At 34.5% G+C, this 22,376-nt stretch carries 20 protein-coding genes, 5 pseudogenes and 2 riboswitches; of the genes and pseudogenes, 21 read left to right on the plus strand and 4 right to left on the minus strand.

Going from position 1 to position 22,376, the window contains the following annotated elements; genetic code table 11:
• Nucleotides 1–156: 156 nt before the first annotated feature.
• Nucleotides 157–435 (minus strand): annotated as a pseudogene (locus M014_RS28420) (integrase core domain-containing protein); the annotation flags it as partial.
• 28 nt (nucleotides 436–463) lie between these two features.
• On the opposite strand from M014_RS28420, the gene M014_RS0114740 reads away from it, so the two are divergent.
• From M014_RS0114740 to M014_RS0114755, 4 genes and pseudogenes are all read left to right on the plus strand, one after another.
• Nucleotides 464–901, plus strand: a complete 438-nt coding sequence (locus tag M014_RS0114740) for a GNAT family N-acetyltransferase (RefSeq protein ID WP_026592429.1) — start codon at nucleotides 464–466, stop codon at nucleotides 899–901.
• 245 nt (nucleotides 902–1,146) lie between these two features.
• Nucleotides 1,147–1,341 (plus strand): annotated as a pseudogene (locus tag M014_RS30650) (zinc-ribbon domain-containing protein).
• 309 nt (nucleotides 1,342–1,650) lie between these two features.
• Nucleotides 1,651–2,269, plus strand: a pseudogene (locus tag M014_RS27015) (recombinase family protein).
• A gap of 90 nt (nucleotides 2,270–2,359) precedes the next feature.
• Entirely contained in the window at nucleotides 2,360–3,028 is a 669-nt protein-coding gene (locus M014_RS0114755) for a serine/threonine protein kinase (RefSeq protein ID WP_081811051.1), read from the plus strand.
• Between the two features lie 104 nt (nucleotides 3,029–3,132).
• Here the strand turns inward: M014_RS0114755 and M014_RS0114760 are convergent, their stop codons facing one another.
• Nucleotides 3,133–3,342 (minus strand): hypothetical protein, encoded by a 210-nt coding sequence (locus M014_RS0114760; RefSeq protein WP_026592431.1) that lies wholly within the window; start codon nucleotides 3,340–3,342, stop codon nucleotides 3,133–3,135.
• Nucleotides 3,343–3,735: 393 nt separating this feature from the next.
• On the opposite strand from M014_RS0114760, the gene M014_RS0114765 reads away from it, so the two are divergent.
• The 6 genes from M014_RS0114765 (at nucleotide 3,736) to M014_RS27020 (ending at nucleotide 9,703) form a co-directional block, all read left to right on the plus strand.
• Nucleotides 3,736–4,368 (plus strand): type 1 glutamine amidotransferase family protein, encoded by a 633-nt coding sequence (locus M014_RS0114765; RefSeq protein WP_026592432.1) that lies wholly within the window; start codon nucleotides 3,736–3,738, stop codon nucleotides 4,366–4,368.
• Between the two features lie 580 nt (nucleotides 4,369–4,948).
• Nucleotides 4,949–6,013: an ABC transporter permease gene (locus M014_RS0114770; protein WP_026592433.1), complete on the plus strand. Its 1,065-nt coding sequence runs from the start codon at nucleotides 4,949–4,951 to the stop codon at nucleotides 6,011–6,013.
• Nucleotides 6,013–6,684, plus strand: a complete 672-nt coding sequence (locus M014_RS0114775; RefSeq protein WP_026592434.1) for an ABC transporter ATP-binding protein — start codon at nucleotides 6,013–6,015, stop codon at nucleotides 6,682–6,684. The genes M014_RS0114770 and M014_RS0114775 overlap by 1 nt, the downstream gene beginning before the upstream one ends.
• Nucleotides 6,685–6,816: 132 nt before the next feature.
• A complete protein-coding gene (locus M014_RS0114780; protein ID WP_026592435.1) occupies nucleotides 6,817–7,164 on the plus strand; it encodes a DUF4260 domain-containing protein in 348 nt (115 codons plus the stop codon).
• A 277-nt stretch (nucleotides 7,165–7,441) separates the two neighbouring features.
• Entirely contained in the window at nucleotides 7,442–8,437 is a 996-nt protein-coding gene (locus tag M014_RS0114785) for a D-cysteine desulfhydrase (RefSeq protein WP_026592436.1), read from the plus strand.
• 633 nt (nucleotides 8,438–9,070) lie between these two features.
• Entirely contained in the window at nucleotides 9,071–9,703 is a 633-nt protein-coding gene (locus M014_RS27020) for a hypothetical protein (protein WP_051588582.1), read from the plus strand.
• A 7-nt stretch (nucleotides 9,704–9,710) separates the two neighbouring features.
• Here the strand turns inward: M014_RS27020 and M014_RS27025 are convergent, their stop codons facing one another.
• Entirely contained in the window at nucleotides 9,711–9,914 is a 204-nt protein-coding gene (locus tag M014_RS27025; RefSeq protein WP_035415132.1) for a hypothetical protein, read from the minus strand.
• 200 nt (nucleotides 9,915–10,114) lie between these two features.
• Between M014_RS27025 and M014_RS27030 the strand changes: the two are divergent.
• Nucleotides 10,115–10,871, plus strand: a pseudogene (locus M014_RS27030) (putative protein N(5)-glutamine methyltransferase).
• Nucleotides 10,872–11,255: 384 nt separating this feature from the next.
• Complete coding sequence (locus M014_RS0114805; protein ID WP_026592437.1) at nucleotides 11,256–11,945, plus strand: hypothetical protein; 690 nt, start codon at nucleotides 11,256–11,258, stop codon at nucleotides 11,943–11,945.
• A 750-nt stretch (nucleotides 11,946–12,695) separates the two neighbouring features.
• Here the strand turns inward: M014_RS0114805 and M014_RS0114810 are convergent.
• Nucleotides 12,696–13,088: a VOC family protein gene (locus tag M014_RS0114810; protein ID WP_026592438.1), complete on the minus strand. Its 393-nt coding sequence runs from the start codon at nucleotides 13,086–13,088 to the stop codon at nucleotides 12,696–12,698.
• 113 nt (nucleotides 13,089–13,201) lie between these two features.
• Here M014_RS0114810 and M014_RS0114815 point away from each other — a divergent pair, with 113 nt between their 5' ends.
• The 9 genes and pseudogenes from M014_RS0114815 (at nucleotide 13,202) to M014_RS0114850 (ending at nucleotide 22,370) form a co-directional block, all read left to right on the plus strand.
• Entirely contained in the window at nucleotides 13,202–15,511 is a 2,310-nt protein-coding gene (locus M014_RS0114815; protein ID WP_026592439.1) for an AAA domain-containing protein, read from the plus strand.
• An 86-nt stretch (nucleotides 15,512–15,597) separates the two neighbouring features.
• Nucleotides 15,598–15,702: riboswitch (SAM riboswitch) on the plus strand.
• Nucleotides 15,703–15,794: 92 nt separating this feature from the next.
• Nucleotides 15,795–16,997, plus strand: coding sequence for a M20 family metallopeptidase (locus M014_RS0114820; RefSeq protein WP_026592440.1), 1,203 nt, complete (start codon nucleotides 15,795–15,797; stop codon nucleotides 16,995–16,997).
• Between the two features lie 162 nt (nucleotides 16,998–17,159).
• Nucleotides 17,160–17,657, plus strand: coding sequence for a GNAT family N-acetyltransferase (locus M014_RS0114825; protein ID WP_026592441.1), 498 nt, complete (start codon nucleotides 17,160–17,162; stop codon nucleotides 17,655–17,657).
• A 21-nt stretch (nucleotides 17,658–17,678) separates the two neighbouring features.
• Nucleotides 17,679–17,886: pseudogene (locus M014_RS28435) on the plus strand (YjiH family protein); the annotation flags it as partial.
• 150 nt (nucleotides 17,887–18,036) lie between these two features.
• Nucleotides 18,037–18,615, plus strand: a complete 579-nt coding sequence (locus M014_RS0114830; RefSeq protein WP_026592442.1) for a GNAT family N-acetyltransferase — start codon at nucleotides 18,037–18,039, stop codon at nucleotides 18,613–18,615.
• 9 nt (nucleotides 18,616–18,624) lie between these two features.
• Nucleotides 18,625–19,122: a GNAT family N-acetyltransferase gene (locus tag M014_RS0114835; protein ID WP_026592443.1), complete on the plus strand. Its 498-nt coding sequence runs from the start codon at nucleotides 18,625–18,627 to the stop codon at nucleotides 19,120–19,122.
• A 325-nt stretch (nucleotides 19,123–19,447) separates the two neighbouring features.
• Nucleotides 19,448–20,077 carry a YdcF family protein gene (locus M014_RS0114840; protein ID WP_026592444.1) on the plus strand — a complete coding sequence of 210 codons (630 nt, stop codon included), beginning with the start codon at nucleotides 19,448–19,450 and terminating at the stop codon, nucleotides 20,075–20,077.
• 149 nt (nucleotides 20,078–20,226) lie between these two features.
• Nucleotides 20,227–20,316, plus strand: a riboswitch (SAM riboswitch).
• A 61-nt stretch (nucleotides 20,317–20,377) separates the two neighbouring features.
• Nucleotides 20,378–21,196, plus strand: coding sequence for a MetQ/NlpA family ABC transporter substrate-binding protein (locus tag M014_RS0114845; protein WP_026592445.1), 819 nt, complete (start codon nucleotides 20,378–20,380; stop codon nucleotides 21,194–21,196).
• Nucleotides 21,197–21,209: 13 nt separating this feature from the next.
• On the plus strand, nucleotides 21,210–22,370 hold the full coding sequence (locus M014_RS0114850) for an acyl-CoA dehydrogenase family protein (protein ID WP_026592446.1): 1,161 nt from the start codon (nucleotides 21,210–21,212) through the stop codon (nucleotides 22,368–22,370).
• The last annotated feature ends 6 nt before the right edge of the window (nucleotides 22,371–22,376 follow it).

Below are 22,376 nucleotides of genomic sequence, written 5' to 3' on the forward strand. Positions count from 1 at the left end.
CAAAAAACATATCGATTCACATATGAATTGATATGTTTTTTTGTTGATGTAACAATATTTCCGGATTATTTTAAAAAAGAGGAAAAATTGCTATAGTTGTATGTTAAAGTTCCAATTGTCTTTATATTATTATGATAAAAATATAGAGGAGGAAATTTAAACGAATGCGTTTAAAACACGAATTAAGGAGTTTCGAGCTAAAATAGATATGAAACAAAGCAATCTGGCGGATGCTTGAGGAGTTTTATAACCGATGCTACTATGGATTCGCTTACGATTATAAAATCCCTCAATGTATTGAAATAGCACTAGATTTGCTTCTTTAAATGAGACATATTTTGTACGATATACTTCTTCTTTCTTTAAAATGGCGTGAAATGACTCGATACAAGCATTATCGTATGGACAGCCTTTTTTACTGAAAGAAGGCTTCATTTATATTCTAATAAAGGTAGGTAATTTTATGATTCGTGAAGCTGAACCAAAAGATAGTAATGCAATCGAAAGTTCATATAAAAAATTAGCACCGCATAGTAAAAACATTAAAGTTTTACCAGAACGAATTGAGCAGATAAGCAATGATTCTAATAATTTCTTATTTGTCTATGAGGAAGATTGTAAGGTTAAAGGAAGTATAGTTATGACCTTTTGTCTTGATCCTGGATACCAATTTAGACCATATACCGTTCTAGAGTATGTGATTGTAAATGAGGATTTTTGGGGTAATGGAATAGGTGAAAAGTTACTAAGACATGTTGAACAAATATCGATTGCAAGGGGATCCACAAGAATTATCTTATTAAGTAGTGCAACTAGAATAGAAGCACATAAATTCTTTGCTGAAAATGGTTATAATGGAACTATAAGTAAGGGTTTCAAGAAGTATATACCAATTAATTAAGTTTGATATATATAAATCATCTATAGCTAGAGGAATGATTTTCTTAATTATATTTAAGGTAACTAGCACTGTTTAAAAGAAGTCATCGTGAAAAATTCAAATAAGCATTTTATGTCAACGATGCATAACGTTTTTTTGTATTTAGGGGTACTAAAATTTCTTAAGTTGATGGGCATGTAAGGTGACCCCCATACTGTTCTAATCGAAAAGTTTGTTCAGATAATTGCCTTACAACAACTAAATCATTGCTTTCAAAAGAATGGCATCCTATAAAAAATTCGCCATTAACACCTAATAATGTTCTAGCAGGTTCAACAAAAAAAGTTTGGTGGGTATGTTAAAAAGGTCACGAATGGGAAGCAACTATTAATTCCAGATCTAGAGGAAGTAGTTGCCCACATTGTTATAAAATGCGCAGAAAAAAAGGTGAACATAGCTAGAGAAGATTGATGGATGTATTTTTGATGAATTATAGGCAGCAAGGTATTTGCTGTACGTTAAGACGATTTTTACTGTTAAATACGGACTATTTGGTGCTGGAAAGTGGATATTTATTAGAAATTTAGCTGTCGTAACCCCTTTGCAAATAGGGAAAGTAAATTATCGTTTATAAATGTATACCTTTACAGATACATAGGAAACTATAAAAAACCACGTCTATAAATATCCGTTTCTCATTTTACAGACATCTGTTTATTCTATACACCTTTACAGACATAATTGTTATAATTATCAATGAGGTGTGGCATATGAAACATAAAAAATTTGGATATGTGCGGGTTTCGAGTAAAGATCAAAACGAAGAACTTCAAATTCAGAATATGAAGAATTTAGGGATAGAAGAACGGGATATTTTCATAGATGAAGAATCTAGAAAAATATGGAGAGAGAGAATTATCAAATGCTAAAACGTCTTGTTCGTACAGGAGATACCATTGTGTTTGATTCCTTGACAAGACTTGAAAGAAATATGAATGATATATTAGAAAAATTTAGATATTACGAAAAAATAAAGTAAATTTACAATTTATAAAGGAACCATACATTAACGTCAATTACACTGGAGAAAGTACAAATGATGTTATTCAGAGCGCAATTCAAAAAGCAACACTGACAATATTATCTGCCTTTGCAGAAAAAGAGCGCATTGATATTAAACAACGTCAAGTTGAAGGAATTGCTCTTGCCAGAAAACAAGGTAGACGTTTAGGACGTCCGCCTGTCGAAATAACAGAAGAATTTACGGATGCTTACAAGGAATGGAAATTTGGTTCAATTACAGCAGTAGGAGCCATGAAAAAGTATGGCATCAAACGTTCTTATTTTTATAAGCTTGCTAAACAGTATGAGGAAAGAATGAAAGAATAGAGAGACAAAATTTTAATTTGTTAAGATAGTAATTGAGGTAGCACCAACATTCGTTAAAATGTGGGTGGGACCCCTTTTAGCAAAACCGGAGTGGAAATGATGAGTATAAATAGTTTTGTGAGATTGATAAAGGACGAATTATTAAAAGAGGTAAGCATAAGAAGTGAGGATGAATTCGAGCCTGTAGTAGTTAAAGATATTCCTAGACTTTGGAAGTGTTTAGGGACAGGTAATTATGCCGCAGTATTTATGCACAAAGAATACAAAGATTGGGTAGTGAAAGTTTACGCGCGAGAAGGAGAAGGAATTGAAAAAGAGTCAGAAGTATACCGAAGAATCGGAAATCATCCTTCTTATTCGAAGCTTATATATAAAGGAGAAAATTTCATAGTATTGAAACGTTTAAAAGAAATTACCTTATACGATGCTATTCATAAGGGGATTAAAATTCCTAAGCAGGTAATCCTCGATATCAATGAAGCTTTAGAGTATGCAAGGGAACAAGGATTAACTCCTTGTGATGTTCACGGGAAAAATGTGATGATGGAAAACGGAAGGGGATATGTAGTCGATGTATCTGATTTCTTAAAAACGAAAGAAGATAGTAAGTGGAGAGACCTAGAAAAGGCATATTTTACATTTTACTTGCCTTTCATTTATAAATTGCCTTTCCCTGTTAAAATACCGTATTTCATGTTAAACATTGTTAGACGTTCATATAGAAAATATAAGAAGCTTAAAAAGAAATTCAAATTGTAAAAGGACCACATACTTATCTTTAAGTTAGATAAATGAACCACTAGTAAACAAAAGGACTGTACATTTTAGATATGTCTAATATGTACAGTCCTAATTTTATAACTTCATGAAGTAATCAGTAAGATTTTCATTTTCCTTTTCACGCTTTTGTCAGTATATTTACGTTTGAACCCATCCACAAAGCTAAGCTGTTTACGACAATTTTCATCAATGCAGTATAAATCTGTTTGTAAGGCTTCATTTTCTTGAATTTCATCAATCCCGACAATTCTATTTAAAAAGGGATGATAAGCACTAGACATTTTAATTCCCATTTTAAACCCTCCTACATAAATTGAATGCTCTTTATTTTATAGTATCGAATATTTTAAGGAAGATAATGGGTTGTTTTTAAAAACATCTATTTTAAATGTTGTTTAAGGGGTACCGCACATGCCCATTAAGCTAAGATTTTGTAGTACCTCCAAAATGAAAATTTTCTTGCTCTGTAGTTAGTTTTTTGGAAAAGTTAGCTCTTTTTTTCGTTTTTGGGGTGTTTACTTTTCTTAGTTTGATGGCGATGGGGCACTTCAAAATTTTAAGTTGATGGGCATGGGGTGGGGGCAGGAAAATACGGATTTATAACGTTAAGACCTTTTTTCTGACGCTCGCTGTCAGGGGAATTTTATTATAATAGGCTATATCAATTGTGATTGGAGTGTTAATAGATGCAAACAAAAAATGTTTATCTTTATGTATTTAATACAATGTCAGATTGGGAATATGGATATTTAATTGCTGAACTAAACTCAGGAAGATATTTCAAAAAAGATGTAGCACCTTTAAAAGTAGTTTCAGTAGGAGCAAATAAAGAAATTATTACTACGATGGGAGGACTGAGCATAAAACCAGATATTTCCCTTGATGAATGTACTCTTAGGAGTAAAGATCTTTTAATTTTACCTGGAGGGAATACTTGGAGAGCAGATATTCATCAACCTATCTTGAAAAAAATTGGTGAAGCTTTAAAGTTTGGCACTATTGTTGCTGCAATTTGTGGTGCAACTGAGGCCCTCGCGAATATGGGATACTTAGATTCTAGAAAACATACAAGCAATGACTTAGAGTATATTAAAATGGTCTGTCCTAATTATAAAGGAGAAAAATTTTATGAGATGAGACCCGCGGTATCTGGTGAGAATTTGGTTACTGCATCAGGAGTAGCTCCTCTGGAATTTACAATGGAAGTACTGAAAAAATTAGATGTATTTGCACCAGCTACATTACATGCATGGTATAACCTAAATAAGACTCATAAACCTGAATACTTCTTCCAGTTAATGAATTCAATAAATAGATGAGTTAAAAAAATCAACTGAGCAGTTTTATATTCGTTTAAATAATTACCATGCTTTAGACGATGTCAAAGCATGGTTTTTGCATATAACTTAAAAATATTCATGGAAGTAAACAACTCACAAAGCACTCCTAAAGTTGCTAGAAATAGAACTGGTAACTCTTAAGCGATGAACGTTTTTTTGAACATATGGGATTTGAAATTATGTATCAAGCACCCCCTTTTTTTCAATTAGCTATGTTGTAATAGTAAATGAGGCCATTTATAGTACAAAAAGGATAGAATACAGACTTACTCTGTATCGTCTACCCTTTTCTTTTTCCTCTATATAATGTTACACATTATAATTTATTTCGTACCTGTAATAAAACAAAGGGGCCTTCTTTTTATTAAATTGTTCATGGACAATTGTTATAGAGCTGTTTCTCCTTTTTGTATCCCTCTTTAAAATACAATTGAAATGTTATAGAAAAGGTAAAGCTTTTGTTTATTTGGCACATTTTTCTGTAATCTTTTGTTCATATTCCGTTCATATTTCTTTTTTAAGATGAATACATGGAAAGAAAGAGGAAGGAGCGAGTGAAATGTTTTTAGCTCTACGTGAATTAAAACAATCAAAATTAAGATATGGATTAATTGGGCTTATAATGATTTTATTATCATTTTTAGTCCTTGTGATTTCTGGATTAGCAAATGGTTTATCCTATGATAATGCATCATCGATTCAAAATATGGATGCAACAAAATTTGTATTAGCAGATGATGCGGAAAATAAATTGCTCCGTTCACAAATTAAAAAAGAAGATGTGGATGATGTAGTAGGGCAAGTAGATGCAAACGATGCTGTACCATTTCATGTGAAAATTTCTACGTATGAAAAAAAGGATAGTTCAAAAAAGGTTGATATTGCGATTTTTGCAAGCGAACGTGACACGTTCTTGGAACCAAAGATTGTGCAAGGGAATGCATTAGGAACAGCACAAGATGAAATGGTTGCTGACGAATCAATTAAAGAAAAAGGTGTAGAGATTGGTGATACAATTATCGATCCGGTTTCTAAAAAAGAATTCAAAATCGTTGGCTTTACGAAAGATCAGATGTTTAGTCACACACCTGTTGTGTATGTGAATCAAGATGTATGGGGAAAAATTGCTCAGCCAAACCAAAAGGACTATAGTGCAATTGCACTTCGTACGGATAAAGAAGTGAAAAATGCACATGTAATTGAGAAAAAAGAAGTTCTTCAAAGTATTCCAGGATATAAAGAAGAACAAGGAACATTAACAATGATTATTGCCTTCTTGCTTGTGATCGCAGCTTTATTAATCGGTGTGTTCTTCTATGTCATTACACTACAAAAAACGCAGCAATTAGGTGTATTAAAAGCAATCGGAACAAAAAATTCGTATTTAGCAAATAGTTTAGTTGTGCAAGCGTTATTCTTATCTGTTGTGGCAATGGGGATAAGTATTGTATTGGTAGAAGGATTGCAAAAGATTTTGCCAGAAAGTATGCCGTTCTTATTAACGACGGCAATGATTGGTCAATATGCGGGAATCTTTATTGTAATTAGTATTCTTGGAACGCTTATTTCCTTATATCAAGTATTAAAGGTTGATGCATTAGAAGCAATTGGAGGTGGTATGTAATGACTTCCTTATTAAAATTAGAAGAAGTAAGTAAAGTATATGGTGAGGGAAATACAGAAGTAACCGCCCTTCATCCGATTTCACTTGATGTAAAAGCTGGAGAATTTATCGGTATTGTTGGTCCCTCTGGATCAGGGAAAAGTACTTTATTATCGATCGCCGGTGCGTTATTATCACCATCAAAGGGGAATATTTACATTCGTGAACAAAATATTACTCGTTTATCAGAAAAGGAAATGACAGATATTCGTTTAAGAAAGATCGGGTTCATTTTTCAATTCGCAAATCTTGTTCCATATTTAAATGTAAAAGAACAATTACTCTATATTGCAAAATTGAAGAAAGAAGACCAGAAAGATTCTGAAAAGCGTGTGGATCATTTGCTAGCTGCATTTGGACTATCTCAAAGAAAAAAACATTACCCAAATCAATTATCTGGTGGAGAAAAACAAAGGGTTGCGATTGCTCGTGCTTTTATGAATAATCCGGATTTAATCTTAGCTGATGAACCAACTGCAAGCCTCGATTCAAAACGTGGACGTGAAGTTGTCGAAATGATGAAGCGGGAAGTGAAAGAAAGTCAAAAAGCAGCGGTTATGATTACGCATGATGAGAGAATACTTGATGTATGTGATCGTGTTTTAACATTACGTGATGGAAAGTTAGTATAGGTATGATAAGAAAAAGCGCAGGAGGAATTCTTGTGCTTTTTTTGTGTATGATAATTCGTTGCGTTTAGTTTCAGGTTTAAATGTTACAATAGTATCATTACTCTGTTAATTTTAGAGGAGGGAGGGTGAACTGTGGAGAAGAAAATCATACATATGGAAGGGCTTATTGTTTTAGTCGCAAGCATATATATGTATTCATTATGTGATTTTAGTTGGTTTATATTTTTCTTACTGCTTTTAGCGCCTGATGTTTCAATGCTAGCATATCTTATCAATAATCGTATTGGTGCGCAGATTTATAACCTATTTCATACTTACATAATATCCATATTACTTATTTTGATAGGGATATTTCTAAAATTAGATGTTCTCCTTATGATTGGTTTAATTTGGACAGCTCATATCGGGATGGATCGTCTGTTCGGATATGGTCTTAAATATCAAACGGATTTTAAAGATACTCATATCCAAAAGTTATAAAAGGAAGTAGGGGATGTATGAACTTTAAAAAATGACTGAAATGTTAGGAGAAATCATGTTTTTAAATCCTTAAAGTCGCTTTACTGCGATGAATCAAGTATACTGAAAAATGTTTCCTGAAAATAATCTATTTCGAAAAAACATTGAAGTTGTTTTTACTACATATAGTTTCTTTAATTGAAAGTGTAAGGGTTATATTCAGTAAGCAAAGCATGTTAGGCTACGTTAATTACATGTATAAAGCTTGAATGGGGATACAGAAGGAGAATGAATGAGCATGAATTTAGCAAAATTCCCTAGAAGGAAATACACAGAATCATATACGCCAATTGAAAAATTAGATCATTTTTCTGAAGTGCTTGGTGGGTCTTCTATTTATTTTAAACGAGATGATTTACTTGGTTTAACAGCTGGCGGAAATAAAACGAGAAAATTAGAGTTCCTTGTAGCGGCTGCACAAGCGAAAGGTGCGGATACGTTAATTACATGCGGAGGTATTCAATCTAATCATTGTCGTTTAACATTAGCAGCTGCGGTAAAAGAGAAAATGAAGTGTATCCTTGTGTTAGAAGAGGGGCTTGAAGAAGATTCTAAACCGGATTTCAATGGTAACTACTTTTTATACCACTTACTAGGTGCTGAGAACGTAATTGTTGTGCCGAACGGGACGGATCTTATGGATGAGATGCAAAAAGTAGCGAAAGAGGTAACGGAAAAAGGACATACCCCTTACATCATTCCAGTTGGAGGGTCTAACCCTACCGGTGCGATGGGATACATTGCTTGTGCACAGGAAATTATGACCCAATCATTTGAACAAGGAATTGATTTCAATGCAGTTGTTTGTGTAAGTGGTAGCGGGGGCATGCATTCGGGTTTGATTACTGGATTTTATGGAAATCAAACAGGGGTACCGGTAATTGGAATTAATGTTAGTCGCGGAAAAGCTGAACAAGAAGAAAAAGTATTTAAGCTGGTGCAAGAAACTTCAGCACACGTTGGGATTTCAAATTTTATTCCGCATGAGGCAGTGACATGTTTCGATGAGTACGTTGGGCCAGGATACGCTTTACCCACACCTGAGATGGTCGAAGCTGTTCAGCTTTTAGCAAAAACAGAAGGGATTTTATTGGATCCAGTATATACAGGGAAAGCAGTAGCTGGACTGATCGATCTAATTCGAAAAGGTGCATTTAAGAAAGAAGATAACATTCTATTTGTACATTCAGGTGGTTCACCGGCGTTATATGCGAATACATCTCTTTTTGCATAAGTGTATAAAAATAAGCATTGTATGATCCAATGCTTATTTTTTATGGTAGGGATACCACCCCATAGCTATCAAGCTAAAATAAGTTAATACCCCATGTCCATCAACTTAAGAAAACAAGTTACCCCATCGCCATCAAGCTAAGAAAAACATAATACAGAAATATGTAAAATTTTCTTTGTAACACTTCAAGAAAAAGAGATATAAGGTGACCCATTCTTGGTCAATCTATCTTGGCTGAATATCAAAAAAGAACTAATCCCAAGAAGAGATTAGCTCAATATAACCACAGTTATTATAGCACATTTCATAATCAAGTTATATTGCTCAAATTTGCTGTTAGGGGTTCAGCCCATTGCCCCTCAAGCTAATATTTTGAAGTGTCCTCAAAACGAAAATTTTCTTCGTTTTGGGGAACTACAAATTTCTTAAGTTGATGGGCATATGGCTGTACCCTTATTACTGATTTAATTGTAAAAAATATTTAATTTTGAATTATCAGATAAATATTGATAACCTATAAAACAGAAACTGATAATATATTTTGAAGTTTTGTAGGAAATGCTGGACAAGCATACAAGCACAACTATTAAAATCTTAATAGTATTTATTATAATATTGAAAAGGAGATAGAATATGGGAGACCACTATGATAAATACTGCAAGCATAACCAAAATAGATACGACGGTCACTGCAGAGGTAAGTACGATGATTACTACAATGATAAGTACTACAACAAGCATTGCAAAAATGAATGCGACGATCATTCTATTAAAATAAATGTAAATTGTTGTGATCATAAGAAAGGACCAACAGGGCCAACGGGACCATGTCAGTCTGGATTATTACACCAGTTTGTAGTAGGTACTAATGCGAATCCACTTCCTGAATTACCATTATCCCCAACATCAGCATTTTCTACCATTTCAACATTAACCATCGCTATTGATGATCCTCTAGACACAGTAAGATTTTTGGCAACAATTGAAGCAAATAATCTGGGTTCCAGTGTCGCAACTCAACGCGCACAGTTAATCACATACCGAATTAGACGAATTGCACCAGAAGCGGTGATTATTAATGTTCAAGATACGAATATTGATATTGTAACAACTACATTCACCGCGATAGATAGACCAGGTGTGGGATTTTTCACTTATGTTTTAGAAGGAAGAGTCCTTACTACAACTCTGGGTAACAATAATAATGAAATGGTTTTGGACGCGGTTTTTACAGCTGAGGAAATTGAAAATAATATTCCTTGTTAAATATATACTACAGAAAATCACAGACTGCTAACAATACTATTACAAAAATTTTATAAGTTATAAACATTATATTATAACGTTTCATACAGTCTTTCCAAATAAAGGGAGGCTGTTTTTGTGTTTTGGGTAGAAAAACAGCATTCCTTTCACCTATAACCCAAGCTAATAATAAAATAGAGCTAGTTACTAACAATGCTGTAAAAACTCCCATTAAACATTTCTCCTTAATTCCACTTATAGTTAGCAAAGATTTACAAGAATCCTTGCTAACTATAAGGTATGTTATGTAAACTTCATATGTATACGGTATACGTCCTCTTTATTAAATACAAGGCATTTGAAACAGGGGTTCTCCAATTTTTAAAGAATTATTAATAATAAACTTAAAAAGGTATCAAGAGTGGTGAATGAATGGGAAAGAAATTCGATTTTTATATAAACGCGGAAACAGAAAAATGTATAATAACCGGGTTTCGGACTGTCGGTTGTGTTTTTGCAGAAGATGAGGCACAATTGCTTATCTCAGAGGCACAAACACAGGAAATACTCGTCGACATGGTAGAACGACGAGTAGCTGGTTTTCCCCTGGAACACATCATTGGTTGGGTAGATTTCTGTGGTACTCGGATAGCTGTGGAACCAGGCGTTTTCGTACCTCGTCGCCGTACCGAGTTTCTTGTCCAACAGGCAGCTTACCTTGCTATGCCAGGAGTTATCATAGTTGATTTATGCTTCGGCACGGGTGCGGTGGGCGCTGCACTGGCTACAGTTTTAGGTGAGGTTGAGTTGTATGCAGTCGACATAGATTCAGCCTCAGTGAGATGTGCTTGTAACAATATTAATTGGGTAAACGGTAATGTGTACGAAGGTGATCTCTACCATCCACTTCCAACTAAACTGCGTGGGTGCGTCCATATTTTGGTCGCAAACGCACCCTACGTACCTACAGAGGCAATTAAGCTGTGCCCGGAAATATGAGGCAAGGGCGGCAGTCGACGGTGGAGCGGAAGGACTAGATGTCCAGCGACGGATAGCTGCTGAGGCATCACTCTGGCTGGCACCCGATAGCCATCTACTTGTTGAGACTAGCCAACGACAGGCATTGCAAACTGTTGAGATATTTGCTCAAAACGGGCTAATCCCCAAAAACATTTTGAATAAAGATTGATCATTTCAATAAAACCTATTCAACAAACGTACCCATTTGTTTACCTTACATACGCGAATTACCAATAACTTCTGTTCCATATATTACAACTTGCAAACATTTTTTTAAAAGTTATACTTTTTATATCAACGAAGAAATTTGTATCACCAATCATAAAATTCGGCTATACCCTTGACTTAGGAGTTTGACAGGCTAAAATTCGGTCTGTTTTTTTTTGCTGCAACAAAGACATGTGCAATACTACTACATCTTGTGATAAAACAGATAAACATATTTTTTTATTAAAATTCTCCAATTATCTTATATTTTCATAGGGTGACTGAGTAGTTATCAGGAATATTTATATAAGCTACAAATTAGGATTGCGTTTCATAGGAGGTTTAAATGAAAAGAATATTGCCGGGAGCCATTTTATCTTATACCCAGTATGGATATTTAAAAGTACCAAAAAATATTAAAAGCCAATGTCCGAATTGCGGTAAATCAAGTGAATTTACATTGAAAGCAAATTTTTATCAAGTGAAAAAAGGCGGATTATTCGTAGAAGGGCTTTGTTCTGAATGTAAAAAACCATCAGAGTTTGTCATTATGTTTCATAATTGTTCAGATCAAATCAATGGAGTAGACATCTATATGTATAATCCTTCAGCTTCAAAAGATCCTTTACATCAACTCGAACACAACAAAAAAATTCCTATAGACCTTCTCAGATCATATCGCTCTACTTTAAATATCAGTCAGTCAAAAGATCATTCTGCTACGGCAGTAATGTCAAAACGAGTTCTTGAAGGTGTCCTCAAACATTTCCTTGGGGAGAAAACGAATGGGCAGTCTCTTTCCCAGCAATTCGAGCAATTTCCAAAACATGTTGATTTAACGAAACCGATTCAAAATATTGGCCACCTTGTTCATCCGGACAGTCTTTTTTATGAAATGCTTGAACTAAAGCAAGAAATTGACGATGAAACCATTGTTTTATTAACAGAATTATTGGAAGTCCTGATCGAATATTTATTTGTACTGCCTGAAAAAATCGAATTAATACATGATAAGATTGAACAGAAATTGAAATAGAAATCGCACATACGACTATCCATTTAAGAGTAAGAATATTCCTTTCTTATAAAGTGAAACTTCTATTAGTGATTTTTTCATCCCCACTGACGGAAGACCAGCTAATATACGAAAAAAAGAAGGTAGCCACCTATATATGAGATGGCTATCTTCTTTTTTTGAACGAGCTTTTAAAAAGTCCATTATTATTTTAACGAAAAATATCTTTTACTACCAAGCTGACTACACCATCTTTTTTTATTAAGTTATAACCGGTGCAACTATCATCGACTACAGACACTGTATCTTCTTTACTTACACACAACAATTAACCACAAATTAAAATAAGGAAAGGGGGAAATGGATAAAATAGTTGCGATGGATATAGAATAGGACATAGGAGTAACTGTGTTGGGGCCAAACCAATGTACCATGGGATAAATCAAAAATATTTCTGCAGTACTTAATACACTAAAAGTTATAAATGCATAACTTTCCCAAGTGTAGATTTTTGGTTGCGCGAACATATACCTCCTTTTGCAGAGAATGTGAACAGTCTATGGTACTGTAATTTATATCTTTTAAACTTAGGGTATATAACATAATACAAATTTGTTTATTTCTTCTTTTAGTCTATTAAATTTCTAAAGTGTTAGTGAGAAGTAGGGTGTATTAAAATCGACTCGAAAAGCATTGAATGTAACGTAAAAAGTGATTCACCGTCTAGCTTTATAAGGAGCTGATGAATCACCTGCACATGAAAGTTTCACTTTATCTCTCTGTCTCAAAAAACTCGATCCACTCTCCATCAGGACCAGAGAAGAAAAAATAACGTGTTCCATCTGGTAGCGTTTCAATTTCTTCACTTAATAAAAAAGTGATCCCTAATTTTTTCAGCCTTTCCATTTCATCTTCTAATGAATCTACTTTGAAGCAAATATGATGTATTTTACCTTCTGTTGGCAGAGAAGAATTATAACCTTCAATGAATTCAACAATGGTTTCTTGGGCGCCATCTACACCTAAAAAAGCGAGTTTTAAGTTTGGATCTGGATGTCCCATACGTTTGATAAGTTTTAACCCAACCACTTCTTCATAAAATGAGATCGATGTTTCTAAGTTTGCAACCATGATTCCAACATGTTCGATTCTTCGTACCGGCATATCGATTCCTTCTTTCCGTAATTTTAATATGTATCATAATATTGAAAATTGAGAAAATATGCAAGATAAAAACCTTACAAATTTTATGATGTTCTATGATATAGTGAGAAAGTATGTTTGGAAAGAAGGAAGGAGACAACGCAATGAACACAACTTTACAAACTCCTTCATTAACGGAAACGATGAAAGAGTGGCATCAAGCATTAGCATATGAAATTAAACATTGGAAAACGATAGGCGGTAGTAAGCTATCGATTATAAATGGTCGTTTTTTATATACAGATTATGAAAGTACAGTTTATGTATTTCAGCTTATCTCGGAAGTAAGCTTACCAGAGGGTACACCCATTCGAATTGAATTTGATGGTGAGGAAACAACAGGAGAAGTATTATCCGTACATGGATTAGAAATCGAGCTGAAATTGAATGATTATATACAAGGTGAAATAAGAGAAGCTAGTTTATACAGTGAACCATGGCAGTTGTTAGAACAACTGCAAGAGCGGTTGAAAGAAATACGAAAAGATAAACAAAAGCGTCAGCGGGTAAAGCGTCTTTTAGATGGAAAGAGTACGCCAAAGCATATAGAAAAGATGAAAAATCCGAAGAATGAACTTGCATATCGTTCTTTTTATAATAGGGCGACATATGTGTGGGGACCACCTGGAACAGGAAAGTCTTATAACTTATCACGCATTATTTCGGCGCATTATCAAAAAGGAAAGTCAGTACTTGTACTTGCTCATAGTAATGCAGCAGTGGATGTATTAATGAGTGAAGTCACAAAGCAAATAGAGAAGAAAGAAAAATGGACACCAGGAGAAATCGTCCGATATGGATTTAGTCAACATGAACATATACGTAATCATGAAACGTTGCTTGCTTCTAGATTAGTCGAAACAACGAATGGATCATGGGGAGAAGAAAAGCTTTATTTAGAGGAAATGCGCCAAGATCTTCGCCAAAAAATCTTATCGTATAAAGCAACTGCTTCTGATAAGAAGCGGATGCAAGAAATTGAAGGAGATCTTAGAAAACAAAGAGCGAAAATTAAAGAAGTAGAAAGAGAATATATTGAAAATGCAAAAGTAATTGGTGCAACGCTATCTAAGTGTGCAATTGATTCTCTTATTTACGAACGAACATTTGACTTAATTGTCGTGGACGAAGTAAGTATGGCTTATGTACCACAAATTGCTTTAGCAGCTTCTCTTGGAAAAAGAATTGTCGTTTGTGGTGATTTTTTACAGTTACCACCAATTGCGATGGCAAATCATGAGCTCGTTAGAAAGTGGCTAGGGGAAGATATGTTTTATCATGCTGGCATTGTCCAATCTGTAAATAGTTATGAAACGCATCCAAATTTATTTATGCTAGAGGAACAAAGACGAATGCATGCGGATATATCTAAGTTTACAAACTCATTTATTTATAAGAATAGAGTGTTCGATCATCCTTCTGTTTCGGCAAGACAAGAATTAGCGAAATTACAGCCATTTGCAAATGAAGCGCTAGCTCTGTTTGATACAAGTTTGATGGGCGCTTATTCTTTAAAAGATGCAGCCTCTGGTTCACGTTTTAATATTATGTCCGGTTTCGTTGCGATGCAGCTGATTTTAATTGGATTATTAGATGGTGTTCAATCAATTGGAGTTGTCACGCCATATCGCGCGCAGTCCCGTTTCTTATCAACGGGTATAAGGGAGATTTTGCAAAAAACAAAGTATCGAAATACGCCTATATTAGCGGCAACAGTTCATAAATTTCAAGGGTCTGAACGAGATATGATGATATTTGATACAGTAGATAGTTATCCGCAGGAGAGACCCGGCGTATTATTTTTTGATCATAAAAATCATCGTTTAGTAAACGTTGCGATAACGAGAGCAAGAGGGAAGTTTATTCAGTTATCGGACTGTAAGTATATGCGGAAAAACCTTTCTCGAAAACAAGCGTTATCTCACTTAACTTCTCACATAGAAAGACACGGAAATGTATATGATCGTACTACTTCGCGCCCATTGCTAGAACGAAAAATTACAAAACGTTTGAGATGGTTTATGCAAATGAATTTGGAAGAACCGAAAGGATTATTAAAAGATATTCTATCGGCAAAACAAAAAATTATTATTTCGCTTCCAAGTACAAGACAGGTAGACAAAAGAGTATGGCAGGCATTAATGCGTACAGCAGCGCAGGTCACGATATATAGTGATGGACCAATTCCATTAAAAAACGTGAGAATACAAAGACAAAATAAGTCACTCCCATTTTTATTAATTGATGATGAAATCTTTTGGGCAGGAGCGCCTTTAACATCTCACATGACGTTTGAAGGAAGTCCAGAATTCCCTTATATATGTGCAAGATTACATGCACCTGAAACGATTGGCGTTTTAAAAGGGTTTTTAGATATTCGTTAAAATTAGATCGGAATTCCTTGACATTTACTCGGAATAACACTAGAATGAAAATAATTTAATATAATTTTATGAAAATAAAAACAATTTTCTTATCACGAGAGGTGGAGGGACTGGCCCTATGAAACCTCGGCAGCGGATTCAATATGAATACTGTGCCAATTCCAGCAAGTGAAAGACTTGAAAGATAAGAAAGAAGGCTATTTTGAATTTGTATTTTCAAGCCTCTTTCTATCTTTTAGAAAGAGGCTTTTTTATGTGTAAATTTAAAGGAGGAATGGAGAAAATGACAATAAAACAAGTAACGTCACACCGAAATATTATTACGGAAAGTATAGAAGGAAATAAAGAAAAATACATAAAAACAAGTCATGATATACATGCGAATCCTGAAATCGGTAATCAAGAATTCTTTGCATCCAGAACATTAAGTTTACTTTTAGGGAGTGCAGGATTTCAATTGCAGCATAATATAGCAGGACATGAAACAGGTTTTATCGCACGGAAAAGCTCAGGAAAACAAGGACCTACAATTGCTTTTTTAGCAGAGTATGATGCTTTGCCTGGATTAGGTCATGCGTGTGGTCATAATTTAATTGGTACAATTAGCGTTGCAGCAGCGATTGCATTATCGGAAACAATTGAAGAAATCGGCGGTGAAATCGTTGTATTTGGAACACCAGCAGAAGAAGGTGGTCCAAATGGAAGTGCAAAAGCAAGTTATGTGAAAGCAGGATTGTTTAACAAGATAGATGCAGCACTTATGATTCACCCTAGTGGAAAAACAGCAACAACAAGTCCGTCACTGGCAGTTGATCCACTTGATTTTCATTTCTATGGAAAATCAGCTCATGCAGCAGCGTCACCAGAAGAAGGAATTAATGCATTAGATGCGGTTATTCAACTTTACAATGGGATTAATGCACTGCGTCAACAGCTACCGTCAGATGTGAAAATTCATGGTGTCATTACTGAAGGTGGAAAGGCGCCGAATATTATTCCAGATTACGCATCAGCCCGTTTCTTTATTCGCGCAGCAACACGTAAGAGATGTGCGGAAGTAACAGAAAAAGTACGAAACATTGCGCAAGGTGCAGCACTGGCAACAGGAACAACAGTAAAAATCAATCAGTTTCAGAATGAAATTGATGAATTATTAGTGACAAAAACATTTAATGAAGTGATTGCTGAGGAATTAGAAAACCTTGGTGAAGAAGTAAATCGTAAAGAGAGACTTGGAATCGGTTCAACAGATGCGGGAAATGTGAGTCAAGTTGTACCAACGATTCATCCTTATATCAAAATTGGTCCAGAGCATTTAATTGCGCATACGAATGAATTTAGAGAAGCAGCTTGTTCGGAACTTGGCGATAAAGCCTTAGTTACATCCGCAAAAGCATTAGCGTATGCAGCATACCGATTAATTACAGAAGAAGGAACGCTTAATCAAATTAAGGAGGAGTTTAGAGGGGCGCAGCGAAATCAATAATGTGATAAGTACTCGAGAAGTGGTTTTCTAAAATTTTATTTGGATGAAAAAGGTTTGGAGAAATCTCTAAGCCTTTTTGGGTTATAAAAGGTAATAAAAAGAGAGATTACTACCCACAAATAGCAAGATAAATAGCTGAAGTATTAAAAAGGAGGAGGAAAAGTGAATCGGAATACTCTTAAAGGCTATCAAATTAGAACTGCACATAATAATGAAAGTACTCTTATTATTAATATGCTAAAAGAAATCGCTCAATGGTTAAAAGATAAAGAAATCAATCAGTGGCAGTACCTCTTAGAAGGTAGAGATGACGAAGAGATAACACAAGCTGTAACGAACAACAACACTTACATCATTTTAAAAGAGAATGAAATGATAGGCACTTTTACAGTGTCTTCCATACAAAGTAAATGGGATCGCCATATTTTTGGTGAAGATGTTTTTTTTGATTCACTATATTTACATAGACTGGCGATTATCCCTAAGTATATGAAAAGGAGAATAGGTGAAAGGATTTTGATGTGGATTCAAGATAATATGCAAACTGACAAAAAGTTCTTAAAGTTAGATTGTGTTGCAAATAATACTAAACTAAACAAATTCTATAAAAACAATGGCTTTGAGTATTTTGGCGTGGCAGATGGTCATAATAAATATTGAAAAAGGATAAAGAAATAGTTTTCATTACTTGTCATTAGTGCGCCGCTTGTAACTAAGTTTGTGATTGCGGTTGTATCCGTATCATTTGTTTTGCTTTTTTCGACGTCTATCCCATGTATTTTATCTATGGATATACCATGAAAAGTTTCATAACTTATTAATTTTGTATATTGAAAGAACGATTTTAACATTGGTGATTAGTGGGCCAATTGCATATGCTTTACTGTAAGAGATGAAAAGACACACTTATGTTATTAAAGTGAGTCTTTTTTTCGTATTATTAGATTTTAATCGATAGAAAATGAAATTTCGAATATTTTGATATGTGTTATGTGGCAAACTATAATATAGCTAGATACATAGAAAAGGGGATGTGTTTATGGAAATAGTAAACAAAAGAGCGATGTTGCGATTAATGGATGCAAATGATGTAGAAAAATTATTTGCAATTGTGGAAGGGAATAAAGAAGTTTGGACGTATTTAATAGCTAAAATGGAAAGTTATCAAGATATGGAGCGATATGTTGAAACGGCAGTAAAACGATATGAGAAGGGAACGGATTTACCATTTGTTGTTATAGATCAAAAAACGAATGAAGTTGTAGGCAGTACACGTTTGTATAGTATTTCAAATGATAACAAAACGGTTGAACTTGGCCAAACATGGTATCATCCGAGTGTACAACGAACAAGTGTGAATACGGAATGTAAGTACATGTTATTGCAATATGCGTTTGAAGAATTACACATGCTGCGTGTACAAATAAAAACAGACTTGCGAAATGAAAAAGCACAACGAGCGATTGAACGACTAGGCGCAGTAAAAGAAGGGATATTACGAAATGAGAGAAGGTTACCAAGCGGTTATGTAAGAGATGCGGTAGTATATAGCATCATTGCAAGCGAGTGGCCAATCGTGAAAGATCGATTACTACACAAAATGGACATGTATAAATAGGAGGCAAATATGACAAATTTAGAAACAAAGAGACTCAAGATGATCCCCTTTACATTAGAACTTGTCGAGGCAATGATAAAAGGGAGAGAAGAGCTACAGGAAATCACATCGTATAAAATATCTTTAGAATGGCCAATGCCAGATTATAAAGATATTTTGCCGTGGATTGCTGAAAGTTTACGAAAAAGCCCGAAACAAAGTAAATGGAGCGGACTTATTATTCATAAGGAAGATAATGTTATTATTGGTGATATGGGTTGTAAAGGTGCTCCTGATTCAACTGGTACAGTAGAGATTGGATATAGCATTGTACCAGAATATCAAGGGAAAGGCTATGCGACTGAAATGGCAAAGTCCTTCGTTAAGTGGCTGGAGCAGAATGAAGAAGTGCAAACGATTAAGGCAGATTGTTTAACGAGTAATGCCGCGTCGAGTAGAGTGTTAGAAAAGATAGGCTTTACATGTGTACTTGAGGAACAACATATGAAATATTGGATTGTAAAGTGAAACGGAAGAGGTATATGCTCTTAAGAGAGGAAAATATACCTTTTTTTCTTACAAAATGATTACTTCTTTTATATACTTTTGTTTCATCATTCCCTTCCGTGAAAAAATTCGTTACAATGGAGTTGTATGAGGAAATTCGTACATAAATCAAACTCATATAGTATGAAATAGTAAATTAAAAATCCTCTATTTGAATGAAAATCCTTTATAATACGAATTGATTGTTTAGAAAAGTTCCTTCTTTTAAATAAACTCAAATTTAATGATTCGAAAAAGGTCATTTTAAATTAATAGAAGTATGGATGATGCGCGGAGGCTAGTACAAATGAAACAAAATAAGAAAAGTAAGAAAAGACGAGTTTTGCAAGTGTTCTTGCTTATGATTAGTTCTATAATTCTATTTATTAGTTATGCAGCTTACGATATTTGGAGTAATCGCTTTAAAACAGATGAGGTACCTACAGATGCTGCTGTTGTACTAGGAGCGGCTTCTTGGAATGGAAAACCGTCTCCTGTATTCCGCGAACGAATCAATCATGCAATCTCCTTGTATAAAAATGGAAGTATTAAGAAGATTATTTTTACAGGTGGTACTAAATTTGAATCAGAGCTGGAAGAAGCACGGACTGCGAAAGCGTATGCATTAAAGCATGACGTAAAGGATGAAGATATATTAATTGAAACACAGTCACGTTTTACAGAAGATAATTTGAAGAATGCTAAGCAAGTTGGAATTGACAATGGCTTACATACTTATACAATCGTAAGCGATCCTCTTCATATGAAGCGAGCGATGAGAATAGCGAAGCATATTGGGATGGATGCATACGCATCGCCGACTCCCACATCAGCATATAAAACATTAGATACAGAAATTCCGTTCTTTTTTAAAGAATTGTGCTCTTATATTGGGTATGTTGCATCGTTACCTATACGTACTTTGAAAGGTGATTAAGAAAGTAAGAAAAAGGATAGACAAAGGTAGAATAGTTCTGCTGAGTCTGTCTTTTTTTCTATAACTTTACAAATTATAGAAAAAAATTCCGATAAAAACCTTGTATTTTTATCGGAATAGTGACACAATAAAATGCATAATCAAATATAATCTTATCGAGAGAAGTGGAGGGAACGGCCCAATGAAACTTCAGCAACCTATCATGTGATAAAAAGGTGCTAATTCCGAGTAGATAAGAAGGAAAAGAAATGACAACCTTCTTATATGTAAGGTTGTTTTTTTAGTAGGAGGAGAGAAAAGATGAAGCGTTTATTTTTTACACTAGTAAGCATCGTATGCAGTTTATTTGTAATTTCTGGTTGCGCAAAATCATCTGCAGGTGACCAAAAAGAAATTCGTTTAGGGTTTACCCCAGGACCATACAGTGATCAAGTGAAAAAGGCAGTTCAACCATATTTAGAGAAAAAGGGCTATAAAATTAAAATTGTTGAGTTTAATTCACCAAACGAAACAAATCCAGCCCTAACAAATAAGGATATTGATGCAAATATATTTCAAAGTACTGCTTTTATGGAATCGTACGCAAAAGAAAATAATGCGAAAATTTTGAGCATTATTCAGGTTCCATCAGCACCTCAAGGTGTATACTCTGAAAAACATAAGTCATTAGATGATTTGAAGGATGGAATGAAGATTGGGGTACCAAATGATCCAGTTAATTTAGAACGTGCATTACGTATTTTAGAAGAGATTGGCTGGGTGAAATTAAAAGACAATGTAAATATTTTAACAATCTCTGAAAAAGATATAACGTTTAAAAAGAAAGATTTCAAATTGGTACCGCTTGAATCACCACAAATTCCAAGAGCTATGAAAGATTTAGATTACGGTATTATTAACGGAAACCTTGTTATTTCATCTGGACATAAGTTAAAAGAAGCGCTGGAATTAGAAAAAACACCATCACAACATAGAATTATTGTTACTGTTCGCGATGAAGATAAAGAAAAACCATTTGTGAAAGATTTAATTGAAGCATATCATTCACCAGAGTTTAAAAAGATGATTCAATCTGAAGAACAATTTGAGGGGTTTGTGCTCCCTGATTACTTAAAGTAAAGGAGATCTTGATATGACATTATCATTTATAGAAACAGAAGAACAAGTTCTCGTATTGGAGAAAATAAAAGAATTCATTCCGCGATTTGCAGAAAGGGAACATCAACTGAGTGAACTCGGATCTTTTCCTTTTGAAAATATTAAAGATTTACAAAATATTGGTTATACGAAGCTAACATTACCAAAAGATGTCGGTGGAAAGGCCATTTCATTGTATGATTTTGTTTTATTTCAAGAAAAAATTGCAGAGGGAGATGGAGCAACCGCTTTATCAATTGGTTGGCACCTTGGAATTGTGAAAGAACTTGCTGAAAATCGCTCATGGAAACCTGATATGTTTTCTTGGTTTTGTGAAGAAGTAAAAAAAGGTGCTCTTTTTAACCGAGCAGCAACAGAACCGAAGACAGGGAGTCCAACAAGGGGCGGGAAACCAGAAACATTAGCTGTGAAAAAAGGTGATAAATGGGTTATAAACGGCAGAAAGACTTTTACAACGATGGCACCTGTACTTGATTATTTCATCATCTCAGCGAGTATTGAAGGACGAGAAGAGATAGGAGAATTTGTGATTCCAAGGCACGAAAAAGGTGTCTATATAGAGGAGACATGGGATAGTGTTGCGATGCGTGGAACGGCTAGCCATGATCTTGTATTACAGAATGTTGAAATCCAAAATAAATTTTTTACAGATGTAAAAGGTGCACAGGTGAAACCAAAAGGAATTGGATGGTTACTGCATATACCAGCATGTTATTTAGGGATTGCGCAGGCTGCAAGAAATTATGCGATTGATTTTGCCAAGTCATATCAACCGAATAGTTTAAATCATCCAATCAGTTTACTGCCGAATATTAGAAGATTAGTAGGTGAATTAGAGCTAGAACTTATGCAGGCACGCACGTTTTTATATCAAGTTGCAAAAAAATATGATGAGGCAGAAGATAAACAATCTTTGCAAGCCGAATTAGCAGCTGCAAAATATATTGCGACGAATGTAGCCATATCGGTTGTAGATAAAGCAATGCGAATTGTTGGAGCGAAAAGCTTATCTGAAAAAAATCCACTACACCGTTATTATTTAAATATTCGAGCTGGTTTACACAATCCGCCAATGGATGATGTAACACTCTCGCTAATAGCAGACGATGTTTTTAAATCAAATGAAAAGGAGTGAATGAAA

This window comes from Bacillus sp. UNC437CL72CviS29 (assembly GCF_000482345.1).
GTDB classification, from domain to species: domain Bacteria; phylum Bacillota; class Bacilli; order Bacillales; family Bacillaceae_G; genus Bacillus_A; species Bacillus_A arachidis.

Coding starts and splice junctions, on each gene's coding strand:
- M014_RS0114740 (WP_026592429.1), top strand. CDS start 464: ATGATTCGTGAAGCTGAACCAAAAGATAGTAATGCAATCGAAAGTTCA.
- M014_RS27020 (WP_051588582.1), top strand. CDS start 9,071: ATGGGAGACCACTATGATAAATACTGCAAGCATAACCAAAATAGATAC.
- M014_RS0114765 (WP_026592432.1), top strand. CDS start 3,736: ATGCAAACAAAAAATGTTTATCTTTATGTATTTAATACAATGTCAGAT.
- M014_RS0114850 (WP_026592446.1), top strand. CDS start 21,210: ATGACATTATCATTTATAGAAACAGAAGAACAAGTTCTCGTATTGGAG.
- M014_RS0114760 (WP_026592431.1), bottom strand. CDS start 3,342: ATGGGAATTAAAATGTCTAGTGCTTATCATCCCTTTTTAAATAGAATT.
- M014_RS0114835 (WP_026592443.1), top strand. CDS start 18,625: ATGACAAATTTAGAAACAAAGAGACTCAAGATGATCCCCTTTACATTA.
- M014_RS0114770 (WP_026592433.1), top strand. CDS start 4,949: ATGTTTTTAGCTCTACGTGAATTAAAACAATCAAAATTAAGATATGGA.
- M014_RS27025 (WP_035415132.1), bottom strand. CDS start 9,914: ATGGGAGTTTTTACAGCATTGTTAGTAACTAGCTCTATTTTATTATTA.
- M014_RS0114805 (WP_026592437.1), top strand. CDS start 11,256: ATGAAAAGAATATTGCCGGGAGCCATTTTATCTTATACCCAGTATGGA.
- M014_RS0114815 (WP_026592439.1), top strand. CDS start 13,202: ATGTTTGGAAAGAAGGAAGGAGACAACGCAATGAACACAACTTTACAA.
- M014_RS0114775 (WP_026592434.1), top strand. CDS start 6,013: ATGACTTCCTTATTAAAATTAGAAGAAGTAAGTAAAGTATATGGTGAG.
- M014_RS0114845 (WP_026592445.1), top strand. CDS start 20,378: ATGAAGCGTTTATTTTTTACACTAGTAAGCATCGTATGCAGTTTATTT.
- M014_RS0114810 (WP_026592438.1), bottom strand. CDS start 13,088: ATGCCGGTACGAAGAATCGAACATGTTGGAATCATGGTTGCAAACTTA.
- M014_RS0114830 (WP_026592442.1), top strand. CDS start 18,037: ATGGAAATAGTAAACAAAAGAGCGATGTTGCGATTAATGGATGCAAAT.
- M014_RS0114840 (WP_026592444.1), top strand. CDS start 19,448: ATGAAACAAAATAAGAAAAGTAAGAAAAGACGAGTTTTGCAAGTGTTC.
- M014_RS0114785 (WP_026592436.1), top strand. CDS start 7,442: ATGAATTTAGCAAAATTCCCTAGAAGGAAATACACAGAATCATATACG.
- M014_RS0114820 (WP_026592440.1), top strand. CDS start 15,795: ATGACAATAAAACAAGTAACGTCACACCGAAATATTATTACGGAAAGT.